Below are 19,995 nucleotides of genomic sequence, written 5' to 3' on the forward strand. Positions count from 1 at the left end.
GGCGCGGGCGGGTGCCCCGCCCGCGCCTTCTCATGGCGGGTTAACCGTCCCGCGGGATATACTGACTGTAGGCCGCAAGCCGCCGTCCGCTCCTACCGAATGAGGTTCCGACCCATGCTGCTGACCACGACCCGCCGCCCCTCGCCGGCCCGCCGCCGCGAGGCGTTCACCCTGATCGAAGTCCTGGTGGTCGTCGCGATCCTCGTGATCCTGGCCACCATCGCCGCGGTCGCCGTGCCGAAGCAAATGATGGAAGCCAAGAAGGGCACCGCCATCACCGGGTGCGCCACCATCTCGAAGGCCGTTGACCTGTACAGCACGAGCGTGTCCAACCCGGGCACCTCGGACGACGAGCGGCTCCCGCAGAACCTGGAAGCCCTGGCGAACCCGGGGTGGTCCTCGTCGTTCCTGCCGGACGGGGAGCGGAGCCTCATCGACCCGTGGGGCAACCGCTATCAGGCCATGAACGCGGTCAAGGACGACGGCATCACGCCGTACATCCTCGTGTACACGACCGCCCCGGACGGGACGAAGATCAGCCAGTTCGGGGCTGGCGCGAAGTCCCGCGTGAACCAGTAACCTGCCCCGGTACCCTGAGGAGCGGTTGCCGTGACCACCCGCACCGCCCGCCGCCGCGGCTTCACGCTGCTCGAAGTGCTGCTCGTCATGGCGGTGCTCATCCTGCTGGCCGCCGTCATCCTGCCGGGCATGAACACGGTCCGCGGGGACTCCCGGCAGTACGCCGCGGTGGACGCGATCCGGACCGAACTGGGGGCCGCCCGGTCGCGGGCCGCACTCGAGAACCGCCCGTACCGGCTCGCCATTGACGCGGCCGGCAACCGGCTCCGCCGCGCCCCGGACGGGGACGACTTCGCCGGCGCTGCGGCGACCGACCACCCGGACGGGGCCTCGGTCGCCGTGGACTTCGAGTTCGAGCGGGCGACCGCCGAAATCCTCTCCGACCCGTCCTCGTCGGTCTCTCCGGACGGCTGGCAGACGATCGCCGTCGTGCTGCCGGCGGGCACCTGCCTGGACGACACCCTCACAATCGGCGTGCGGGACCGCGACAACCCCAACGCGGTGGTCCGGGTGAACATCCGCGGGCTGAACGCCACCGCACGCATCGTGACCGCCGCCCCGGAGAACCGGAAATGATTCGCCGCCCCGCCCCGCGCCCCGGGCTGTCGCTGATCGAGGTGCTGCTGGCGCTGGCGATTCTGATGTTCGCGCTGGCCGCGGTCAACCGGCTCGTGGAGGTGGGGTCGCAGCACGGGGACTACGCCCGCGCGTCCACCCGCGGCGCCAGGCTGGCGCAGAGCAAAATGGCCGAAGTCGAGGCCGGAACGGTTCCGCTCGACAGCCCCGCGACGGGGCAGTTCGAGAACGACGACGCCGGCTGGGCCTACGCGGTGACGCCGGAAGCGGCCGGCCCGCCCAACCTGTACAAGGTCACCGTCAAGGTGTCCCGCACCATAAGCGGACAATCGTTCGATGTCGTGCTCACGCAGATGATTTTCGACCCGGCCATGACCGGCTCCTCGGCCCAGGCCGAGCGCCCGCCGGCCGAAGAGCCCGCCGACACCAGTTCGACCACGACCGGAGGAACCCCGTGATGCTGCTGACCGTGCCGGCGGGTGTGAAATGCCGGGCCGCGCGCCGCTCCGGGTTCACGCTGCTCGAACTGCTGCTGGCCGCCGTTCTCGCGGCGGCGCTGCTCACCGCCTTGTACATGGCCATGTCGGTGACCGTCCGCCAGACCCAGGTGAGCCGCGACGCGAGCGACGTGGAGCACCTGTACCGGGGCGTGTTCAACAAGTTCTCGACGGACCTGAGCGGCACGCTGGCCCCCCTCCCGCCCAAGTCCGGCGGGAACGCCGCGCCGGGCGGCGGAACGGTCCTGACCGCAACAGACACCGGCTCGACGGCGTCGGCAACCGGTGCTACCGGAACCGGCGGCACCGGTTCTACCGGTTCGGCAACCGGTGCCGCCGGGGCGACAACTACAACTGGCTCCACGGGCACTGGGACCGACACCTCAACGCCCAGTACGACCGATACTGCAACGGCGGTCGAAGCTAGCCCCTCGTTCCAGGGCGGCGTGGTCGGGACCGACAAACAGTTGACGGTTTATGCCGGTCGGACCCCGGAGTCGTACACGCGGTTCGGAGATTCGGGCGATCAGGCCCGGAGCGACCAGCGGCAGATCGTTTACTGGATCGGGGAGGGCGGCGGGCTGTACCGGCGCGAGCGCCCGTGGATCACCGGCGACACGCTCAACGACGACCCCGACCCGTCGGCCCCGGACGCGGTTCTGCTGGCCGAAGAGGTTGTGGACCTGACGTTCGAGTACACCGACGGCTCGGGCACCTGGGAAACCGAGTGGGACGGCGCGACCCCCGGCCCGGACGGGGTAACGCCCCTGGGGCCGCCCCGCGCGATCAAAGTGACGCTCACGATGCGCATCCCGCTGAGCAAGAACGAGGTCGTGGAGAAGACCGTGACGCACGTGATCGCGGTCCGCGCGGCGCCCGGCACCTACACGGTCCCACTCGTCGAGGCGCCAGTTGATGGTGCCACCGGCGTTACCGACAGCGGCACGACCGGCAGCACGACCGACGGTAGTGGCGCGACGGCTGGCGGTGCGACCGGGGGCACTGGCGGCGGTATGGGTGGTGCAGGCGGCGGCCGTGGCGGTGCGGCCGGTGGTGGGGGTGGTGCGGGTGGTGGCGGGATGGGTGGAGGTGCCGGGCGTGGCGGGGCCGGTGGTGAAATGGGCGGCGGAGGTGGAGGCGGTGGCGGCCGTGGTGGCGCGGCAGGCGGTGCGGGTGGAGGTGGCGGTGGAATGGGTGGAGGCGGTGGCCGTGGTGGTGCGACCGGCGGTGGAGGCGGCGCGGGTGGAGGAGGACGTGGTGGCGCGGCCGGTGGTGGAGGCGGTGCGGGCGGCGGTGGAATGGGTGCCGGCGGTGGCGGTGGCGGCCGCGGTGGCGCAACCGGTGGCGGTGGTGCCGGCGGCGGCGGTGGCGGGCGCGGGGGGGCTGCGACTGGTGGCGGTGGCGGTGGCGGTGGGCGTGGCGGAGCCGGAGGCGGGCGATGAAACTGCACACACGAAGTGCGGAACGCGATGCGCGTCCCGGGTACGTCATTTTTGCCGTCCTCGTGGTGGTGGTGGTGCTGTCCCTCGTCGCGTACCGGTTCGCCGACGCGATGAGCGGGGAGTACCGGGCCGGCGCCCGAGCCGGCGAAGACGCCCAGGCGAAGTCGGCGGCGCTGTCCGGGTTGCACTACGCCGCCGCGGTCCTTTCGGACCGTGAGACGCTCAGTAGTGAGTTGGGCGGGAACCCGTTCGACAATCCCGACATTTTCGAGCGCTTCGAAATAACGGCCGGGGGCGACGGCCCCGCACGCAAGACGGCGTACTTCGACATCCGGTGCGTGGCCACGACCGCCAGCGGCACCCGCGAGCAGCGGTTCGGGGTCATTGATGAGGGCGGGAAGCTCAACATCAACAGCCTGATCGCGCTCGACCCTACCGGCGAGGTGCTCTACAACGCGCTGCTGAAGATCCCCAACATGACGCCCGAGATCGCCGACGCCATCGTCGACTGGGTGGACGCCGACGACACGAAACGCGCCAGCGGGGCCGAATCCGCCGAGTACGGTTCCCGCTCGAACCCGTACAAGGCGAAGAACGGGCCGCTGAACTCGCTCGACGAACTGCTGCTGGTTCAGGGGATCACCCCGGACCTGCTGTACGGCGGGGACCGGAACCGCAACGGCGTGTACGACGACGGGGACGACAGCCAGGACGGCGGGTGGGCCGATTACCTCACCGTATACGGGCGCGAGCTGAACGTCGCGTCCGACGGGCAGGTGCGGACGTACCTCAACGGCGACAACCTCACGACGCTCCAGCAGCAACTGGGGCCGCAGTTGGGGGACGAACTGACCGCTTACGTGCTCGCGTCGAAGCTGTTCACCGTGACCGCGGCCAGCACGAGTACACGCGTGACACTCAGCGGCACGAACGCGACCTCGGGCGCAACGGTTCGCCTGAACGCGACCGTTCAGACGGGCGGGAATACGGGGAGTACGTCCCAGCGGGCCAAGCGGGCCGCGACGCTCGACGAGTTGCAGGCCGCGGTGTCGACGAAGATGGCGAACACGTTTACCGGCGGGAACCGGGTGAAATCGCTGCTGGACCTCGTGGACACCAGCATCACCCTGCCCCGGGCCGCGGACGCGAAGGACGAAGACCCGGACGTGGTCGCGTACTCGCCGCTGAGCGACGCCACCAAACGCGCGACCCTGCTCGCGACCCTGATGGACCGCACCACCACCAAGCAGGCGGTCGAGTTGGTGCCGCGGATCAACGTGAACACGGCGCCGCGCGAGGTGCTGATGGCGATCCCCGGCATGACCGACGCCGACGCGGACGCGATCATCACGGCGCGAGCGAGCGTGCTGCCGGGCGACCCGGCGTACCAGTCGGCCGCCTGGGTAATCACGTCCGCCGGGATCACGCCCGCGATGTTCAAGGCGTACGAGAAGTACATCACCGGCAGCACGATGGTCTACCGGGTGCAGTCGATCGGGTACTTCCTGGAGGGCGGCCCGGTGGCCCGGATGGAGGCGGTGGTCGATACGAACCAGGGGGCCCCGCGGTTCCTGTTCGTTCGCGACCTCACGGACCTCGACAGCCCGCGCGGGTTCGATCCCGCGAAAGTGACGAAGCCATGACGTGTTTCGGGATCGGGGCCGAGTGCCCGCCGTGCCGCGAAAGCCGGCGCACCCGCTAAACGCGGAACGCCAAATACTGAACATCCAAACGCCAAACACCCAGACGCCAAGTGTCCAACTTCATCGCGATCGATCTGGAAGCGGGCGGCGTGTACGCCGTATCTGGGGGCACCCGCGGCGGCGCGAAAGTGCTCCACGCGCTCGCCTGGACCAACACGGACGAGGAACCGCCGCCGCCGCTGTCGGCCGAAACCGCGAAGTCGTTCGGCGAGGCCCTCCGCGCGAAGCTCAAGGACGCCGGTATCGCGCCCGCGCCGGTGCTCGTATCGGTCGGCCGCGACCGGGTCATCCTCAAGGAACTCCGGCACCCGCCGGTGCCGCCGGCAGACGAGCCCGCGGTCATCCGGTTCCAGGCCGTCAAGGAGATGTCCGAGTCCCCGGACGACGTGGTCCTCGACTACGTGCCGATTGGGGATACGAGCGCCGGGGCGGGCGAGCGGCGCGCGATGGCCGTGATGCTCCGCAAGGACGTGCTCAACGCGATTACGGCGATGACCACCGCCGCGGGGCTGAAGTTGGCCGGCGCCACCCCGCGCCCGTATGCCGTCGCGGCGGGGCTGGGCCGGGCGTTCGCGCTCGGCGCAGCGCCCGCGCCGGAGCAGAAAACGGACACGGTTGCGGCGCTCACGCTCGGCCCGGGCGGGGGCGAGTTCACGGTGGTCCGCGGCGGCGAGATGGTGCTGACGCTCGCGATCCCGGCGCCGGTGATGGTCAGCGAGGCAATGCTGGTGGCGCAACTGCGGCGCAACCTCACCGTCTACGCGGGCCAGCACCCCGGGCACCCGATCACGGCCGTGTACCTCGCCGAGGTCGGCCCGGGCTGGGCCGGGCGGCTCGAGACCGCGCTGGGCGTGCCGGTTCACGACTACGATCCGCTCGCCGGGGCGGTGCCGAAGGTTCCGGAGCACCTCCGCGGGCGGTTCGCCGGCGCCGTCGGGCTGCTCGCGGCCAAGGCCCACGCCGCCGACCTGCCGATCAACTTCGCCTCGCCCCGCCAGCCGCGGACCACCGGCGACCCCGGGAAGCGCCGGCTCCTGTTCGCCGCGCTCGCGGCCGTCCTGCTGGTGGGCGGGAGCCTCGCCGTCGGGGTGCTGCTCCGGGACTGGGCCGTCGGCGGGGTGGAGGCACTCGCCGCCGAGCGGGACGAGCTGAAAGGGCGGATCGAGAAGGGGGCCGCCGGCGCGAAGCAGGCCGACGCGATCGACGCGTGGACCAAGCGCCGGGTCGTGTACCTGGACGAGCTGCACGACCTCGCGGACCGGATGCCCGGCGACGACAGCATCCGGGTCACCGAAATCAAGTCCACCCCGGGCCAGATCACGAAGGACGGCAAGCAGCCCGTTCAAGCGAACGTGGAGCTGCGGGTCGCCGCGGTCGCCGGGCCGCCGGTCCACGACCTGGTGTCCGCGTTCGAGAACGACAACCCGCGCCCGGAGGCGGGCAAGGTGGTCAACAAGTACTACATCGGCACCAACCCCACCGGCGGCGGCGCTCTGACCAGCTCCGGTTCGAGCAAGCACACGCAAGGGTTCACGGTGAAGACCCAGGTGAACTACCGCGAGCCGAACAAGTACGACCGTGCGCCGAAGTTCACCCCGCCGAAACGGAGCTGGGGGCTGCCCGCGTCCCAGTGACGACAGCGCGCCGCACCGCCGACACCAAAAAACAACACGCCCGGACCGCCAGCCGGATCGGGTGAGACGCACCGAACCACCGCGAAGAAGGCCGACCGATGACCCCGCGCGACCAAAAGATGGCCCTCCTGCTGATCGGCGCCACGGCCCTGATCGTGGGGATACTCGGCGGCTACTTTTTCGTGTACGATCCGATCCTGAAGGGGCGGGCCGCGGAGGCCGAGCTGCAAGGCGAAATTGCGGAACTCCGCGAAAAAGCCGACCAGCAGGACGCCAAGCTCAAAATGCTCAAGGTCCAGCAGGTCCAGAGCCTGCCGGCCGATCAGACCATCGCCAAGCAGGAGTACTTCGTCGCGCTGGAGTCGCTGATCGGTCGGGCGATCCACACCGCCGAGGAGGCGGGCGTGCCCAGGGGCGAGATCAAAGCCGCGATCAACGTGAAGGCGGTGGACAACAGCGCTCGCGGCGTGCCCGAGCTGTCCAAGGGCAAGCCGATGTACACCAAGTTGGCCTACACGGTGGTGGTTCGGAAGGCCGACATGTGGGTGGTGCGCGACGTCCTTAAGGCGTACTACGAGCTTAACCTGCTGCACCAGATCACCCACTTCAACCTGAAAAAGGACGACGAGAACGCGAAAGGGCCGGTGAAGCGCAACGACCTGACGCTCGAGTTCACCACGGAAGCGATCATCGTGGAGGGGATGACGACCGGACCCCAGTACCGGCGCACGCTGATCGCGGTGCCCAGCGCGTTCGCCGCGGCCGGCGGCGGCGGGCTGCAACAGGTGCTGGAACGCAACACCGAAATCGGGCGCGGGGCGTCGGCCCGGCCGTCCCTGCCGGTGCTCGCCACCAAGCCCCGCGACTACAGCCTGATCGTGCTCAAGGACCCGTTCAACGGCCCGCTCCCGCCGCCGCCGCCGTTCTCGCTGGAACCGGTCAAAGATGTGACCGTCAAGCAGAACGACACCCGGGCGGCAACGGTGAAGCTGGCGGCGAAGGGCGAAGGGGCGGCGGGCGCCACGTACCGGATGATCGTGTCGAACGTGTCCGGCCAGCCGTTGCCCGAGGGCGAGATCAAGGGGCGGGGGCCGACGTTCGAACTGCCCAAGACTTCCGCGGGTGAGGGAACGGCAAAGGTCGAGGTGATCGCCAAATCCGCCGAAGGCAAAGAGGCCCGGACCACGTTCCGGGTGAAGGTGGAGCCGGAACCGGAGACCCCAATAGTCACGCCGCCGATCAAAGACGACGTGTCACACGCGATCATCCTGACCATGCTCACGATCCGTCACGAGGACGGCACCGCGTCCGCCGCGATCCGCGACGGGGCCAACCGGCAGCGGTATGAGATCGAGATCGAGGGCAAGAAGGTTACCGTCGGTAAGTTCTACTACATCAAGGACAAGAAGAAGGAAGATGAGGTCGACAAGAGCGGGGTGCTGCTGATTTCGGACGACAGCAGCGGGACCAAACGCACCTTCAAGGTGATCGGGGTGGACGGCGAGGGGCTGATCCTGGAAGACCTGAAGCCGAGCGGTGACGCGCCGAAGACCGAGGCCCCGCGACCGCGCGGACCGGGTGGGCCACGCGGCGCGACGCCCCCGAAGCAGGGGCCGGCGAACCCGGTGGCGGCAATGGGCGGGAACATGGCGTCCGGGGCCGGGATCGTCGCCAGCGCACCGAAACTCTACCGCTGGACCGTCGGGCAGTCGCTCTACACGATGACCAAGGATGGACCGCTGAGCGAGCGGGACGCACAGAAGGTCCTCAAGCAGGCGGCCGACAGCGGCCCGATGCTCGAAATTGCCGTGAACCAGTAATGAGGCTTCTCGCACAGAGCGGCCCCTCATCTTGTGGGGCCGCTCTGTACGACGCTGTGGTGTGGTGGTTTTCGCCCCTTTACGGTGAAAGTGCCCTTCCTGCGGTGCTGACTCCGTTACAGCAACTCAACCGGGGCAACTGCCGGGTCACGGACGGGACATTCGCTGGCACCTGACTGGCTGTTCGCTGATCATTTGCTGGCGTGTTGCTACCCACAAATCCCCCACCCTCCCAGTCTGTAGATCCGCTTTGCAGGCCCGGCACTGACTGCTCGAATAGAAGCCGGACAACGGACGCAATAGCTTCCCGTTCCGTCACTTGCGTCCAATTTATCTCGCACGCACGGCTTTGCCTTTCGGGTAGCCGCGCGGCCGTTACTGCCGCTTGACATCAGCCGGTAGAGCCGCGGACTGCCGGAAGTGCCGCGGCGAAAAAAGGCGAGCGAGGATATCCGATGTGCCGACGACCGGGGCCGGTTGAACACGAGACGCGCGTCGCTTCACCCGTCGGACTTGTCGCGTCGGTCCGCTTCGGGCGCGTCGGTGTCGCCGTCGCGCTTCATCTGGCGCGAGGCCCACAGCAGTTGCCGCGCGAGGCCGTGCAGGATCTTCACTTCTTGTGGCGTCGGCATTGCCCGGCCGACGAGTTGGCGGATGGCGTGCATCAGCGAATCGCCCTTCTCGCCGAACAGGTAGCCCACTTCGGTGAGCGCGTGCCGCAGGTGCTCGAACATCCGGTCCTGGTCGGCGAACGGGGCCACCGCGCGCTCGGGGATCTCGGGCTTGCCGCGGGCGTCGTTGAGCCGCTTCGACCACGCCTTTCGGAACTCGTAGCAGCAGATCGCGACCGCCTGTGCGAGGTTGAGCGAGCCGGACGCGGGGTCGGACGGGACGTTCACCAGCCCGTGGCAGCGGCCGATCTCCTCGTTGCTCAGCCCGTGCGGCTCCGGGCCGAACACGACCGCCACCGGGCCGGCCTCGGCCGCCGCGAGCAGTTCGGGCATCTGCTCGGCCGCGGTGCCGATCGTTCCGGAGCGGAACACGCCGGCCGTGAGCGAGGACGTGGCGAGGGAGAACACGCAGTCGGAGAGCGCGTCGCCGAGATCGGGCACCACGCGGGCCGCGTCGAGCACCGCGAGCCCGTGCGTCGCCATCCGGCGGGCGTCGAGGTCGCCGGTGGACGCGTAGGGCGCGACCAGCACGAGGTCGGACAGTCCGAAGTTGCGCATCACGCGCGCGGTGGCACCGAGGTTGCCCGCGTAGTGCGGGCGCACCAGAACCACGCGGCACCGGGTCAGAAGGTCGGTCATGAAGCGATTTTAGGCGCGCCCGTAACGACCGGCACGGACGTGGTTGCGGGCGCGGGGGCCGGGGCCGGTTTGGCGGCGGGCCGGTTGAACCGGAACAGCAGCGGCATCAGCACCAGCATGGTGACGAGTGTGCCCACCGCGGTCAGCCCGAGCGCGTGCGCGAGCGAGTACCGCAGCACCGGCCACGTCACCGCCAGCCACAGCACCAGCAGCACGAAGTTCAGCAGCAGCGCCAGAAACACGGTCTTGTTGCTCGGCACGAACAGGGTTCCCATTTGCACCGCTTCGACGTACCGGCTGCCGTTCTCCTCGTTGAACCGCCGCTCGGGGGTGTAGCTCTTCGACTTGCCGCCCGCGGTCTCCTTGACGATCGCGTTGTAGCGAACGGGGGCCGGGTCCTCCGGCCCTTTCAGGCGGATCGCCCCGGTCATGAACGACCCGGAGTTGTCGCTCCCGTTCATGATGAACGGCTCGCCGGTGCCCTCGCGGAGGAACTGGGTGCCCCCCGGCGCGCGTTTGAACTTTACGACCTCCTCGACCGTCTTCCCGCTCGCGTCGGTCCGGAGCACGCCGGCCACCGCGGGCCACCGCACCGCCTCGAACTCCGTGAACTCGGCCGTGCTGTACGGGGCGAAGTTGAAGAACGTGTCGTACCGCCCGGGGTTCGACTTGTCGAGCGCCGACCAGAAGGTAATGAACCCGCCGAGCAAGAGCCCCCCGACCGCGGCCCGCACCGGCAGCCGCGACGCTGCCTCCTGGTACAGGTACCCCTGCGCCACGATCGAGACGCCCAGGAACAGCGCGGACAGGCCACCGGTCAGCAGCACGAACACCAGGAGCAACGTCACGGCGGCCTCGCCCGGAGGGACTTCGGAACGGTTCGGAACTCCAGAGCCAGGGGCGTTCCCGCAGGCCCTCGGCCGGGTTCTACGCCCCGACCGACGCCAACACGCTATCCGCGCGGCCCGCGCGGGGCAAGGGGCGGGCGGCCCGAGACCGCGGTTGACCTCCCCCCGGCGGGTCGCTATTCCGGCCGCACGCCAAGCGATCTTCGGTTGCTCACGCCCGTCCGCGGGCCGGGGGAAACTTGTACCGGGCACTGACCATAGCCTCCGCGGCCGTCGCAGCCCTGTTGCCGACCGGTTGCGCCAACATGTGGGACGCGGTCACCAGCCGCCAGTTCCGCGAGGCCCCGTACAAGACGGTCCGCAACGTGGTCGTGCCCGAGGACCCGGTGACGGTGCTCCGCGGCGGCCCGGACCGCACCGGCGACGACCGCGCCAAGGCGATGCACCGGCTCAAGGAGCCGGCCCGCAACGGCGGCTCGCAGGAAGACCAGGACCAGATGATGGAGATCCTCACCCGGGCCGCGACAAGCGACCCCAGCCCGGTGCTGCGGTTCGCGGCCATTGAGGCGCTCGGGCGGTTCGAGGACGAGCGCGCGATGAAGGTGCTCATCAGCGCGTACCAAACGGCCGACGGGCTGACCGACGCGGAGCGGGCGGCGCCGAAGCCGGCGGCGGAGCGCTCCGCGGTGGTGCCGGCCGGGGCCAGCGCCGGCCGGCTGCCGACCCGCACGGGGTTGGAGATCGGCCCGCTGAAGGGGCCGGCCGGGTACGCGCCCGACACCGTCGCGGCCCTGCGGTGCCGGTGCCTGGAGTCGCTCGGGCGGACTCACAAGCCCGAAGCGGCCCGGTTCCTGGCGGTGGTCGTGGGCGCGGGCGGGGCGGACGCGTCGGCCCCCGGCGGCGACGACCCCGAGGTGCGCCAGGCGGCGGTGCGCGGGCTGAGCGAGTGCCGCCAGCCCGAAGCCGTGGCGGCGCTGGCGGAGGTGCTCAAGCAGCAGGCCGGCAAGGACGTGGTGCTCGCCCGGCAGTCGCACGCGGGGCTCATGAAGCTGACGGGCAAGCGGCTCCCGCCGGACCCGCAGCAGTGGAACGAGGTCGTTCAGGCCGGCGTCACGATCGCCCCCGAGCCGAGTTGGTTCGAGAGCACCATCCAGAACGCGGCCTTTTGGCAGAAGAAGTGATCGCACGGATCGAGCCACGATCGTTTCAGGGGCGCCCGGGAAGACCCTCGGCGCCCCACTCCCATCTCATCGACGTTCTGTCGACTCTCGCTCGCCTTCACCGATCGTATCAATTGTGCTGATCGGCACGAGCCGAACAATGGCGCAAGATTCGGAAGCGGTGGCGAAACCGGATGAGCGGGCAAAGGCCGCGGGTTCCGACGGTTCGGTCGGACGCAGCGGAAAAGCGGAGAAAAATCCGCCCGCCCGGGCGCGTCACAGCCCGACAACGGTTAACATGTCGAAAATACGCGCTCGCGGCCCGCGGCCGTGGAACCCCAGTCGAACCCGTGGCTCCCCGCACGCACGGAGCAGCACCCATGTCGAACCCCGCCGATCCGAACGACCCGAACGGCCCGAATTCGCCCGACCACGCGGCGCAAAACGAGGACGCGAACACGGGCACGGGCTCGCGGTTCGAGTTCACACTCCCTGAGGACGCGGACACGTTCAACAAACTGCCGCCGATCCCGTCCCCGGACTTTGCCAGCGGACCCGGGCTCGCGCCGCCGCCGCCGCCCAACCCGTTCGGGTTCGGCACGCCCGAGAGCCGTGGCTCGTTCGGCGATTTCGGCCTGCCGCCGGTTCCCGAAGCGGCACTCGAACCGGTGCCCGCCGAGGACGCGTTCGAACTGCCCGAGTTGTCGGCCGGAGCGGGCGACTCGGCCGCCCTTTTAACACCCCCGGACGCTCAACCGCTCGAACCGCCCCTCCACCTCGATTCGGCCGACCTGCCCGGTGTGGCGGACCTGGATCAGCCGATTGCCGATTCGTTCGAGCTGCCCGAGCCGCCGGTCGAGCCGGCGCCGGATCACATGGCGCTCGCCGAGATCGATCTGAGCGACGCGACACTGGAAGCGCTTCCGATCGCGGACGGCGCCCACGCGGAGCCGATCCCGGTCGCTGAACTCGAGGAGCTGCCCGACGGTTCGTCCGTCAACCTTGGGGCTGGGGCACCTCAAGCCGGTTCACTCGGGAGCGTGCCGGACGTGAACGCGCTGCGTCCCGCCCGGCCGGCGTCGAACGGGTCCACCGCGGAGTTGCCGCGGGCCTCGCTGAATCCCGCGGACGTCCGCGGCAGCTCGTTCGAGTTCGAACTGCCCTCCAGCGTCAACACCTACAGCGATCTGCCGCCGGTCCCGGGGCCGGACGAACTCGGGTCGAAGAGCGACTTCGGCACGCTCCCGCCGCGCCCGGCGGCGGTTCCGCGAGACGCCTCGTTCGACTTCATTAACGTGGGTAGCCGGGGTTCGTTCGCGGACCTCGACGCGAACGGCCGTCCGGTCGCGAAGGCCACACCGGCGCCGGACCCGGCGGTCCGGCTCGGGAACGTGGAACCGGTCGAGCCGGTCGCCCCTGTGTCCGGGTGGCTCGACCCCGAATCACACCTGTCGGCCGCGCCGCACCCCGACGCGGTGGGCGCGTCGGACATTTTCGCCGCGCCCGCTCCCCACGCCGAGCCGTCCGAAACGTCCGACGTGTTGGCCGCGACCTCCGGCTCTCAGCCGTTCGAGGTTGTACCGCCGCCGCTCGGCAGCGCGTCCCACGAGGACGACGACTTCAGTGACCTGCCACTGGCCGAGGTGGACGACGCCCCCGAGAGCGGGGACCTGCACGCCCTGCGCGGCGACGACGAATCGATCCACGACATGCCGGCGCCGGACGCGGGCGGGCCGCTGTTCGACTCGGGACCGCTCGTCAACGCGCCGGACCTGCCGCCGGGAGCGGACGACGAGCCGGACTACGGCGCGCCGCCGGCGTTCACCCCGGACGCGTCCAGCATCCTCGCCGACCTGAGCGCGCCCGACTTCACGCTGGACGACGCGTCGTCCGTTCAGGTCGAAGCGCCCGGGATCGCGCGCACCCTGGGGAGCGGGCCGTCCGAGGCCGCTTTCGAACTGACGGTGCCCGACGATCCCATCTCGGCCGACCTGTTCGGGGACGCCGAACAGGGGGGCGGGGCGACCGGTTGGGACGAGCAGAGCGGCCCCAACCTGCTGGCCGGGCGCTCGGGCGGCGACGAGCCGACCGACCTCGATTTGCTCGACGACGATGCCCCGCTCTCATCGGCCCCGTCGAGCATCTTCTCCGGCGCCCGGGACGCCGGAAATAAGAGCGGGAAGCGCACCGCCCCCCCGGTGCCTCCGGACGCAACCGTCGCGGCGGAACCGCTCGGCACCGGCTCGAAGAACCGGCCCGCCGTGCCCAACATCGACTCCCGCGACTTCGAACTCCCGGGTGCCAAGAGCGGCCCCGCGGACGACGAGGCCGGACAAATCGACTTCGAAATGGGCGACGCGGACGACGGGGAACACACGCGCGCCGCGCCACAGGACGTGTCCCTTTCCGCGATCATCCGCGACGAACTGCCGGACGACTCCGAGGAGATGAGCACCCGGATCGCCCCCCGTCGCGTTCCGAACCCGGACGACGAAACCCGGCCGCCCGAGGTGAGCCTGGACTACCTGTCCGAATCGACCGAAGGGTCCGCGCTCGCGCTGCCGCTTCAGGCCGGGGCGGCCGCGAAAAGCAAGGCGAAGGACAAGAGCAAGAAGGGCCGGCCCGCCGTTCCGGACGAGCCGGACACCGTTACCAAGCCGACGAAGGTGGCCCCGTCACGGCTCGCGAACGCCGACGAGACCGGAACCGAAGAGAGCGTTGTCGCGGGCAGGAAGGGGAGCGGGCTGCTCGTCGGCGCGCTGTTCGGCGCGCTGGCCGCCGGTGGGGCGTGGGCCGGGGTGTACTTCGGCGACGTGATCCCGAACGCGCGGCCGGGCTCGGGGGCCGCGCCGGTGGCACAGACCGGCACCAAACCGGCCGGCCCGGCGCCGGCCGCACCGGCCGGGGCTGTGTCGCTCGACCCGCAGGCCGCGTTCGCCGCGGGCGCCGCCGCGAAGGCGGTCGAGCACTACAAGGCAACGCCCCCCGCGACGCTGACCGAGAAGACCGACGCGGGCTACGTGCGCGTGTTCGCCAAGGCCCAGGCGCTCGCCGCCGGGGCCACGGTGCCCGCGAACGACGCCGACCTGCTGGCGGCCCGCAAGGATCTTGAGGACGTGATCGCGCGGCCCGACGCGACGGCCGAGCCGGGCGGCGTGGCCCGCGGGGTGAAGGCCAGCGTCGCGCTCGGCGCGTCCTACGAACTGGCGGGCGACCTCAAGGCCGCTCGCAAGGTGTACACCGAGGCGGCGGAACGGTACCCGGCCCACAAGGCCACGTTCGAGGCCCACCTCGACCGGCTCGACGCGACCGCGCCGCCCGCACCGAGCGGCACGTCGCGCCGCCCGGCGTCGCCTGAAACGGGCCTCTTGCTCGCGACCGCGTTACTGCTCCAGGACGCGCCGGCGGCCGGCGCCGTGGAGCCCGGCGTGTACTACTGGAAGGCGGTGAAGGCCGCCGGCGCCGGTAAGTACAAGGACGCGCTCGAACTGATCGATAAGGCGAAGGAGTCGCACCAGCAGCTCGCACCCGGGTTCAGCGGCCGCGGGGTCAACGCGCTGTCCGACCCGCGCGAGCAGATCTTCGCCCGGGCCTGCGACGACCTGAAGGCGTACTGGAAGCTACGCGGGGCGGTGTCCGGCAACCCGGACATGATCGCGGAGATCAAGAAGGACGGCGGCGCGCTGGCGAAGTCGCTCGACGCGTTCGCCAAATCGTCCGAAGTTGCCACCGCGGCCGAGAAGGAAGTCGCCGCGGCCCGCGAGGCGGTCAAGAAGCTCGAGGGCGAGGTGGTGAAGCTCGGCACGGACGCGAAGGCTTCCGAACAGGCCAAGCGTGAAGCGGAGACGAAGCTCGAAAAGGCCGCGGCCGATTTGAAGACCACCGAGGCGAAGCTCACAACCGCCACGGACGAACTGAAAGCCGCCGCAAAAGACATCGAAACGAAGCAAGGCGCCCTCGCGGCCCTGGCGGACGTGCTGAAACCGGCCACACCGGTTCCGGACAAGTGGGGGCCGGCGGACCTGCTCGCCGCAACCAAGGCCGTCGTGGCACGGGCCACCGGGCCGGACCTGAAGGCGCTGGTTCCCAGCACGATGGCGGCGGTCGGCGGGGGCGGGCTGACTACGGGGCAGCTCGTGGAGATCGCCGAGCGGCTGAATAAGGCCGAGACCGTCGCAAAGGACGCGCTCGCGAAGCTGACGACCGAAACCAAGCGGCTCACCGACGCCCACGCCGCCGAAACGAAGAAGCTCAAGGAGGAGCGAGCGACCGAGGCGAAGAAGCTCACCGACGCCTACGCCGCTGACATCAAGAAGCTGAACGACGCCCACGCCGAGGCCGTGAAGGCGCTCAAGGACGGCAGCGCCGAGGAGCTGAAGAAGCTCACCGACAAGTACGCGGCCGACTCGAAGAAGCTGACCGACGACTACGCCGCGGCGGTGGCGAAACTCAAGGACGAGCACGCGACCGCCCTCCGCACCGAGCAGGACAAGACGGAAGCCGAGAAGAAAAAAGCCGCAGCGCGCGAGATCGAGTTCCAAAAGCAGCTCGGGAGCGCCGTCACCCCGGGGCAGGTGATGGACCTCTGGATACCGATCCTCGCCGACCTGCGCCGGGCGTCGGACGCCGGCCCGGCGCTCGCGGCGGCGCAGAAGACGATCGCGAGTTCGTCCCCGGATTCCGAGGACGCGGCAAAAGGGCAAACAGTTGCCGGCCTGGCGTACCTGATCCGGGGCGAACTGGCGAGCGCGCGGGAGATGTTCCAGGCGGCTCGGCGCAGCCCCGCGCACAAGGCGGCAGCGGGCAAGCCGTGGGCCGTCGCCGCCGACACCGGGCTGGACGCGGTCACGGACCCGGCGGCGGCGTTCCGCCGGCCCGTGGTGCTCCCGCCGGTGGACCTTCGCGCCGCAGCCGGTTCGCTCAACACCGGCATCGCGGCGTACAAGGGCGGTCGGTATGACGCGGCCGTGAGCGCCCTGCTGGACGCCGTGAAGCACAACCCGGCGGACCCGGTGGCGTGGTACTTCCTGGGCGCCGCGCGGTGGGCGCGGGGCGACGAAGAGCAGGCGAAAAAGGACTTCGCGCAAGGGGCCGAGCGCGAGAAGGTGTCGACCGCCCCGAACAGCACGACGAGCGACGCGCTGTCGCCGCTCCAGGGGGCGGCCCGTGACGCCATCGACCGCGTTCGCCCGTAAGCGACGGAACGAGATGGCGACGGGCACGGGCCGGCACCTCGCGAGGTGCCGGCCCGTGCCCGTCGCGCGTTTGCTCAAAACGCAGTCGTGGCCGCCTGTCGCCGTGTTGTACCGATGGCGACCGGCCAACCGCCGGGTGCGTTACCGCCAGTCGAACAGCGTCAATGCGAGCGCCGCGTTCGGTTCGGCTCGGTCCGAAGCGAAGACCGTTTTTGCCCCCCGGCCGTCTGCCCTCACCACACCGACCCGCCAACCGACACTCAACAATTCTCCGAACTGACGGTGGGAGTACAGGAACCCGACGCGCGCCCCGTCGGGCGACCAGCGCACTCCGAACGGGTCGTTGGCGACATCCGCGCTACCGGGTTCGGACGCGACAACCGTGTGCGTGTTCCGCGCGAGGTCGAGAACGGCCACCCGAACCCCCGGCATGTGAACCGTTTCCTTTCCATCTTTGACCGGGTGCGTGGTTCCGTACTGGTACGCGACCCGCTTCCCGTCCGGTGACAGCGCGGCGCACACCACCGACATCAATGGTTCGGCGGCCTCCTTGGACGGACACAGCACCTCACTCGTCTTGCCGTCCGCAGAGACTTTGCACAACACCCCGCGGGTGCTGTACTCAAGGTTAAAATTAATCGAATGTTCGTCTCGGATCGTCAGGAACCACGTGCCGTCGGGAGCCCAGTCCACAACCCGGTGATACTTTGGCACGTTCAGGGCGGTTGTTCTCCCCGCGCCCAAGTCGATCCGCACGTGCTCGTAGCCCTGGGGGCCGATCAGAGGTTGTGTGAACCGGAATCCGACCGCCTTCTTCCCGTCCGGCGACCATGCCGTGATGTACGGCACCCCGCCCGCCGCGAACAGCGCCTCGTCCCCCTTCGCTGCCTTCACCGGAGCGACCACCGGAGGCGCCCCCGGGCTGAGCAGGTACAGCCCCTTGCGGGTATTGAGTGGGAGCCGGCCGTCCGGCGCGGCCCGCCCGCACGGGCCCAACGGTTGCGCCAGGATCGCACTTAGCCCGCTTGTCGAAGAGAGCTTGGTTGCAGCCGTATGCCTCAACTCAACCCCTGCCCCGGCGTCCGCCTCCGTCACCCGCGCCACCTCGGTGCCGTCCGCCTTCAGCAACCGCACGTGCCCGGCGAACCCCAGCACCAGCCGCGACTCGTCCGCCGGACGCGGGGCCGGCGCGACCGCCGGGGCCGGCCCGGGCCGATCCGCGCCCAGGCCCAGCGTCACCCCGACCAGCAGCACACACGCGGCCAGCTTCCATTTCAGCGCAGATCCTTGCGACATGATCCCCTCCGTCAGTTCCGTGACGCTTGCGGATGGGTACTCGGAAACCGGCGGCAGCGAGACCGCGTCGGGCGCCACCGCACCGAGCCCCACGGCCAGAGCCGTGGGCTCCACGCCCCGGCGCCGGAGCCGCTCGGCGAGCAACCGGCGGGCAGCCGAGAGCCGGCTGTACACGGTCCCGACCGGCACACCGAGCTGACGCGCCACCGCCGGCTGGGACTCGCCCCGCAGGTCGCACGCGACCACCAGGGCGCGGTACCGCTCGGGCAACTCGGCCACCGCCGCGGCCACCGCCGCGCGGGTGTCGAAGTCCGGCTCCTGCTCGGGCCGCGCGCGGTCGGGCGGGGAACCCGTCAGCGACTCCCGCGCGGCCCGCCGGGCCGACCGCCGTCGGGCCGCCCGCGCGGTGTTCACCGCCACCCCGAACAGCCACCCGCCCACCGTGTCCGGCGAGTCCAGTTCACTGGCCCGCCGGGCCAGCACTAGAAACGTGGCCTGGAACGCGTCCTCGGCGTCGTGCCGGTGACCCGTCACCCGCCGGCACACCGCCAGTACCGTCGGCCCGTGCCGCCGCACCAACTGGGCGAACGCGTCCGGGTCCCCGGTGCCCGCGAACCGGGCGACCAGTTCGCCGTCGGTCGCGTCCGCCCGGGCCGCCCGCCGCGCCCGGTTGACCGCCCCGGTCAGTACGCTCTGCGACATTCCGTTGCCTCCGCGGGCCGGTGTCGTGCCCGCCCACCCTGATACTGGCGCCGCACCGCCCGACCCTTCGCCGAAGTGGAGGAAAAATCTCCGAACGCGGAGCCGGGGCGGACCCTGAACCGAAAGGGTACCCGGCCGGGCCGGGCGCCCGCCAGTGGAGGTGTGCGGAGGGCGACACAAGGTCGGAGCGAAAGGCGGCGGGCGGCTAACGGTCCGCCCCGGCGCGCTTCAGCCGCTCTTCGAGCACCGGGACGAGTTCGTCGGGCGTGTGGCTCTTGGCAACGAGCTTACTGGTCGGGGCCAGGAGCCAGTACGCGGGCACCCAGGACACCCCCCTCGTCACCCGGGCCACGAAGTTCACGCTGCACGCGTGCCCGTTCGCCGCCAGCTCGGCGTGGATGCGTGGGCCCCCGTACCGGGCCTTCACCTGGGCGTGAATGGCCTTCACCTCTTCGGTCAACTCCTCGCGTCGGACCTCGGCGGCACTGGGCTCCCGCGACCGCCACGCGTAGAACCCGGACCGCGACACCCCCAGCACCCGGCACATCAACGCGATGGGCCACGCGGCCTTGCGTTCCTCGATCCCGGCGAAGGTCAGTTCATCTGGGTGACGAAGAACGCCGTGGCTTTGTTGAGGATGTCGCGCTCCATCTCCAGTCGCTTGACGTCGGCCCGGAGTTGTCGCAGCTCTTCTTCGACCGGGGTCAGGTGCCCCGATCCCGGGAACGCCTCGGCACCCTTCTTGAGGACCCCCTTCTTCCCGTCGTGGAGCCGGTTCTCGGTGACCCCGAGGCGGCGTGCCACCTCGGCCACGGAGAGCTTCTGCTCGGTAATCATCGGACGGCTGAGAGCTTGAACTCCGCCGTGTACACCTTACGCTTGCCAGCCATCGGTGTGTCTCCTTCTGCTCAGAGTTTACACCGCTTTCCCACTGTCCACCATTCGTGGGGAACTTCACTCTGTTCGGCGATCGTCCCACCCATCTCGTTCACTTGAACGATCCGCCGGCCCGGGGCGGCCAGCTTTGTTTGCCCCTGCCACTCGACCGTGACCGTGTCGGGGGCGGTGGGGACGAAGGTGGCGCCGGGAGTGCCGTCGGGCACCACGCGGTCTTCGAGGGCTCCCATCCGGAGGGTGGTCGGGAGAATCCGGCGAGGAGAGGGCATGGACGAACCTCATGGAGCAGGAGGAAAAGAAACCTGCCAACAGCGCGCGGACTCGCCCACACGCCTG

The 19,995-nt window shown here is 70.2% G+C and carries 13 protein-coding genes and 1 pseudogene; 9 read left to right on the forward strand and 5 right to left on the reverse strand.

Going from position 1 to position 19,995, the window contains the following annotated elements; genetic code table 11:
• The first annotated feature begins 114 nt into the window (after nucleotides 1–114).
• From GobsT_RS39165 to GobsT_RS35375, 7 genes are all read left to right on the forward strand, one after another.
• Complete coding sequence (locus GobsT_RS39165; protein ID WP_010043157.1) at nucleotides 115–579, forward strand: prepilin-type N-terminal cleavage/methylation domain-containing protein; 465 nt, start codon at nucleotides 115–117, stop codon at nucleotides 577–579.
• A gap of 30 nt (nucleotides 580–609) precedes the next feature.
• Nucleotides 610–1,155, forward strand: coding sequence for a pilus assembly FimT family protein (locus GobsT_RS35350; RefSeq protein WP_010043155.1), 546 nt, complete (start codon nucleotides 610–612; stop codon nucleotides 1,153–1,155).
• The gene (locus tag GobsT_RS35355) at nucleotides 1,152–1,613 is read left to right on the forward strand and encodes a type IV pilus modification PilV family protein (protein WP_010043153.1); all 462 of its coding nucleotides are present in this window, start codon (nucleotides 1,152–1,154) and stop codon (nucleotides 1,611–1,613) included. The genes GobsT_RS35350 and GobsT_RS35355 overlap by 4 nt, the downstream gene beginning before the upstream one ends.
• Nucleotides 1,613–3,094, forward strand: coding sequence for a prepilin-type N-terminal cleavage/methylation domain-containing protein (locus GobsT_RS35360; protein WP_063744609.1), 1,482 nt, complete (start codon nucleotides 1,613–1,615; stop codon nucleotides 3,092–3,094). Before GobsT_RS35355 ends, GobsT_RS35360 begins: the two co-directional genes overlap by 1 nt.
• A complete protein-coding gene (locus GobsT_RS35365; protein ID WP_010043151.1) occupies nucleotides 3,091–4,737 on the forward strand; it encodes a type II secretion system protein GspK in 1,647 nt (548 codons plus the stop codon). The genes GobsT_RS35360 and GobsT_RS35365 overlap by 4 nt, the downstream gene beginning before the upstream one ends.
• A 110-nt stretch (nucleotides 4,738–4,847) precedes the next feature.
• Entirely contained in the window at nucleotides 4,848–6,431 is a 1,584-nt protein-coding gene (gene pilM, locus GobsT_RS35370) for a type IV pilus biogenesis protein PilM (RefSeq protein WP_010043148.1), read from the forward strand.
• A gap of 98 nt (nucleotides 6,432–6,529) precedes the next feature.
• Complete coding sequence (locus GobsT_RS35375) at nucleotides 6,530–8,251, forward strand: hypothetical protein (RefSeq protein ID WP_010043146.1); 1,722 nt, start codon at nucleotides 6,530–6,532, stop codon at nucleotides 8,249–8,251.
• Nucleotides 8,252–8,751: 500 nt separating this feature from the next.
• Here the strand turns inward: GobsT_RS35375 and GobsT_RS35380 are convergent, their stop codons facing one another.
• Nucleotides 8,752–9,561, reverse strand: coding sequence for an RNA methyltransferase (locus tag GobsT_RS35380; protein WP_010043142.1), 810 nt, complete (start codon nucleotides 9,559–9,561; stop codon nucleotides 8,752–8,754).
• A complete protein-coding gene (locus GobsT_RS35385; protein WP_010043139.1) occupies nucleotides 9,558–10,409 on the reverse strand; it encodes a hypothetical protein in 852 nt (283 codons plus the stop codon). Before GobsT_RS35385 ends, GobsT_RS35380 begins: the two co-directional genes overlap by 4 nt.
• Nucleotides 10,410–10,648: 239 nt before the next feature.
• Here GobsT_RS35385 and GobsT_RS35390 point away from each other — a divergent pair, with 239 nt between their 5' ends.
• Both GobsT_RS35390 and GobsT_RS35395 read left to right on the forward strand, forming a co-directional pair.
• The gene (locus tag GobsT_RS35390) at nucleotides 10,649–11,590 is read left to right on the forward strand and encodes a HEAT repeat domain-containing protein (protein ID WP_148087991.1); all 942 of its coding nucleotides are present in this window, start codon (nucleotides 10,649–10,651) and stop codon (nucleotides 11,588–11,590) included.
• A gap of 359 nt (nucleotides 11,591–11,949) precedes the next feature.
• Complete coding sequence (locus GobsT_RS35395) at nucleotides 11,950–16,764, forward strand: hypothetical protein (RefSeq protein WP_010043136.1); 4,815 nt, start codon at nucleotides 11,950–11,952, stop codon at nucleotides 16,762–16,764.
• A 141-nt stretch (nucleotides 16,765–16,905) separates the two neighbouring features.
• Here the strand turns inward: GobsT_RS35395 and GobsT_RS35400 are convergent, their stop codons facing one another.
• The 3 genes and pseudogenes from GobsT_RS35400 to GobsT_RS35415 form a co-directional block, all read right to left on the reverse strand.
• Nucleotides 16,906–18,762: an RNA polymerase sigma factor gene (locus GobsT_RS35400; RefSeq protein ID WP_010043133.1), complete on the reverse strand. Its 1,857-nt coding sequence runs from the start codon at nucleotides 18,760–18,762 to the stop codon at nucleotides 16,906–16,908.
• Nucleotides 18,763–19,095: 333 nt separating this feature from the next.
• Nucleotides 19,096–19,652 (reverse strand): annotated as a pseudogene (locus GobsT_RS41380) (transposase); the annotation flags it as partial.
• An 18-nt stretch (nucleotides 19,653–19,670) separates the two neighbouring features.
• A complete protein-coding gene (locus tag GobsT_RS35415; RefSeq protein WP_148087992.1) occupies nucleotides 19,671–19,928 on the reverse strand; it encodes a hypothetical protein in 258 nt (85 codons plus the stop codon).
• Between the last annotated feature and the right edge of the window lie 67 nt (nucleotides 19,929–19,995).

This window comes from Gemmata obscuriglobus, assembly GCF_008065095.1.
In the GTDB taxonomy this organism is placed as follows: domain Bacteria; phylum Planctomycetota; class Planctomycetia; order Gemmatales; family Gemmataceae; genus Gemmata; species Gemmata obscuriglobus.

Excerpts from the sequence above, each read along its gene's own strand:
- GobsT_RS35415 (WP_148087992.1), bottom strand. The coding sequence starts at position 19,928 with ATGCCCTCTCCTCGCCGGATTCTCCCGACCACCCTCCGGATGGGAGCC.
- GobsT_RS35355 (WP_010043153.1), top strand. The coding sequence starts at position 1,152 with ATGATTCGCCGCCCCGCCCCGCGCCCCGGGCTGTCGCTGATCGAGGTG.
- GobsT_RS39165 (WP_010043157.1), top strand. The coding sequence starts at position 115 with ATGCTGCTGACCACGACCCGCCGCCCCTCGCCGGCCCGCCGCCGCGAG.
- GobsT_RS35395 (WP_010043136.1), top strand. The coding sequence starts at position 11,950 with ATGTCGAACCCCGCCGATCCGAACGACCCGAACGGCCCGAATTCGCCC.
- GobsT_RS35360 (WP_063744609.1), top strand. The coding sequence starts at position 1,613 with ATGCTGCTGACCGTGCCGGCGGGTGTGAAATGCCGGGCCGCGCGCCGC.
- GobsT_RS35380 (WP_010043142.1), bottom strand. The coding sequence starts at position 9,561 with ATGACCGACCTTCTGACCCGGTGCCGCGTGGTTCTGGTGCGCCCGCAC.
- GobsT_RS35375 (WP_010043146.1), top strand. The coding sequence starts at position 6,530 with ATGACCCCGCGCGACCAAAAGATGGCCCTCCTGCTGATCGGCGCCACG.
- GobsT_RS35365 (WP_010043151.1), top strand. The coding sequence starts at position 3,091 with ATGAAACTGCACACACGAAGTGCGGAACGCGATGCGCGTCCCGGGTAC.
- GobsT_RS35400 (WP_010043133.1), bottom strand. The coding sequence starts at position 18,762 with ATGTCGCAGAGCGTACTGACCGGGGCGGTCAACCGGGCGCGGCGGGCG.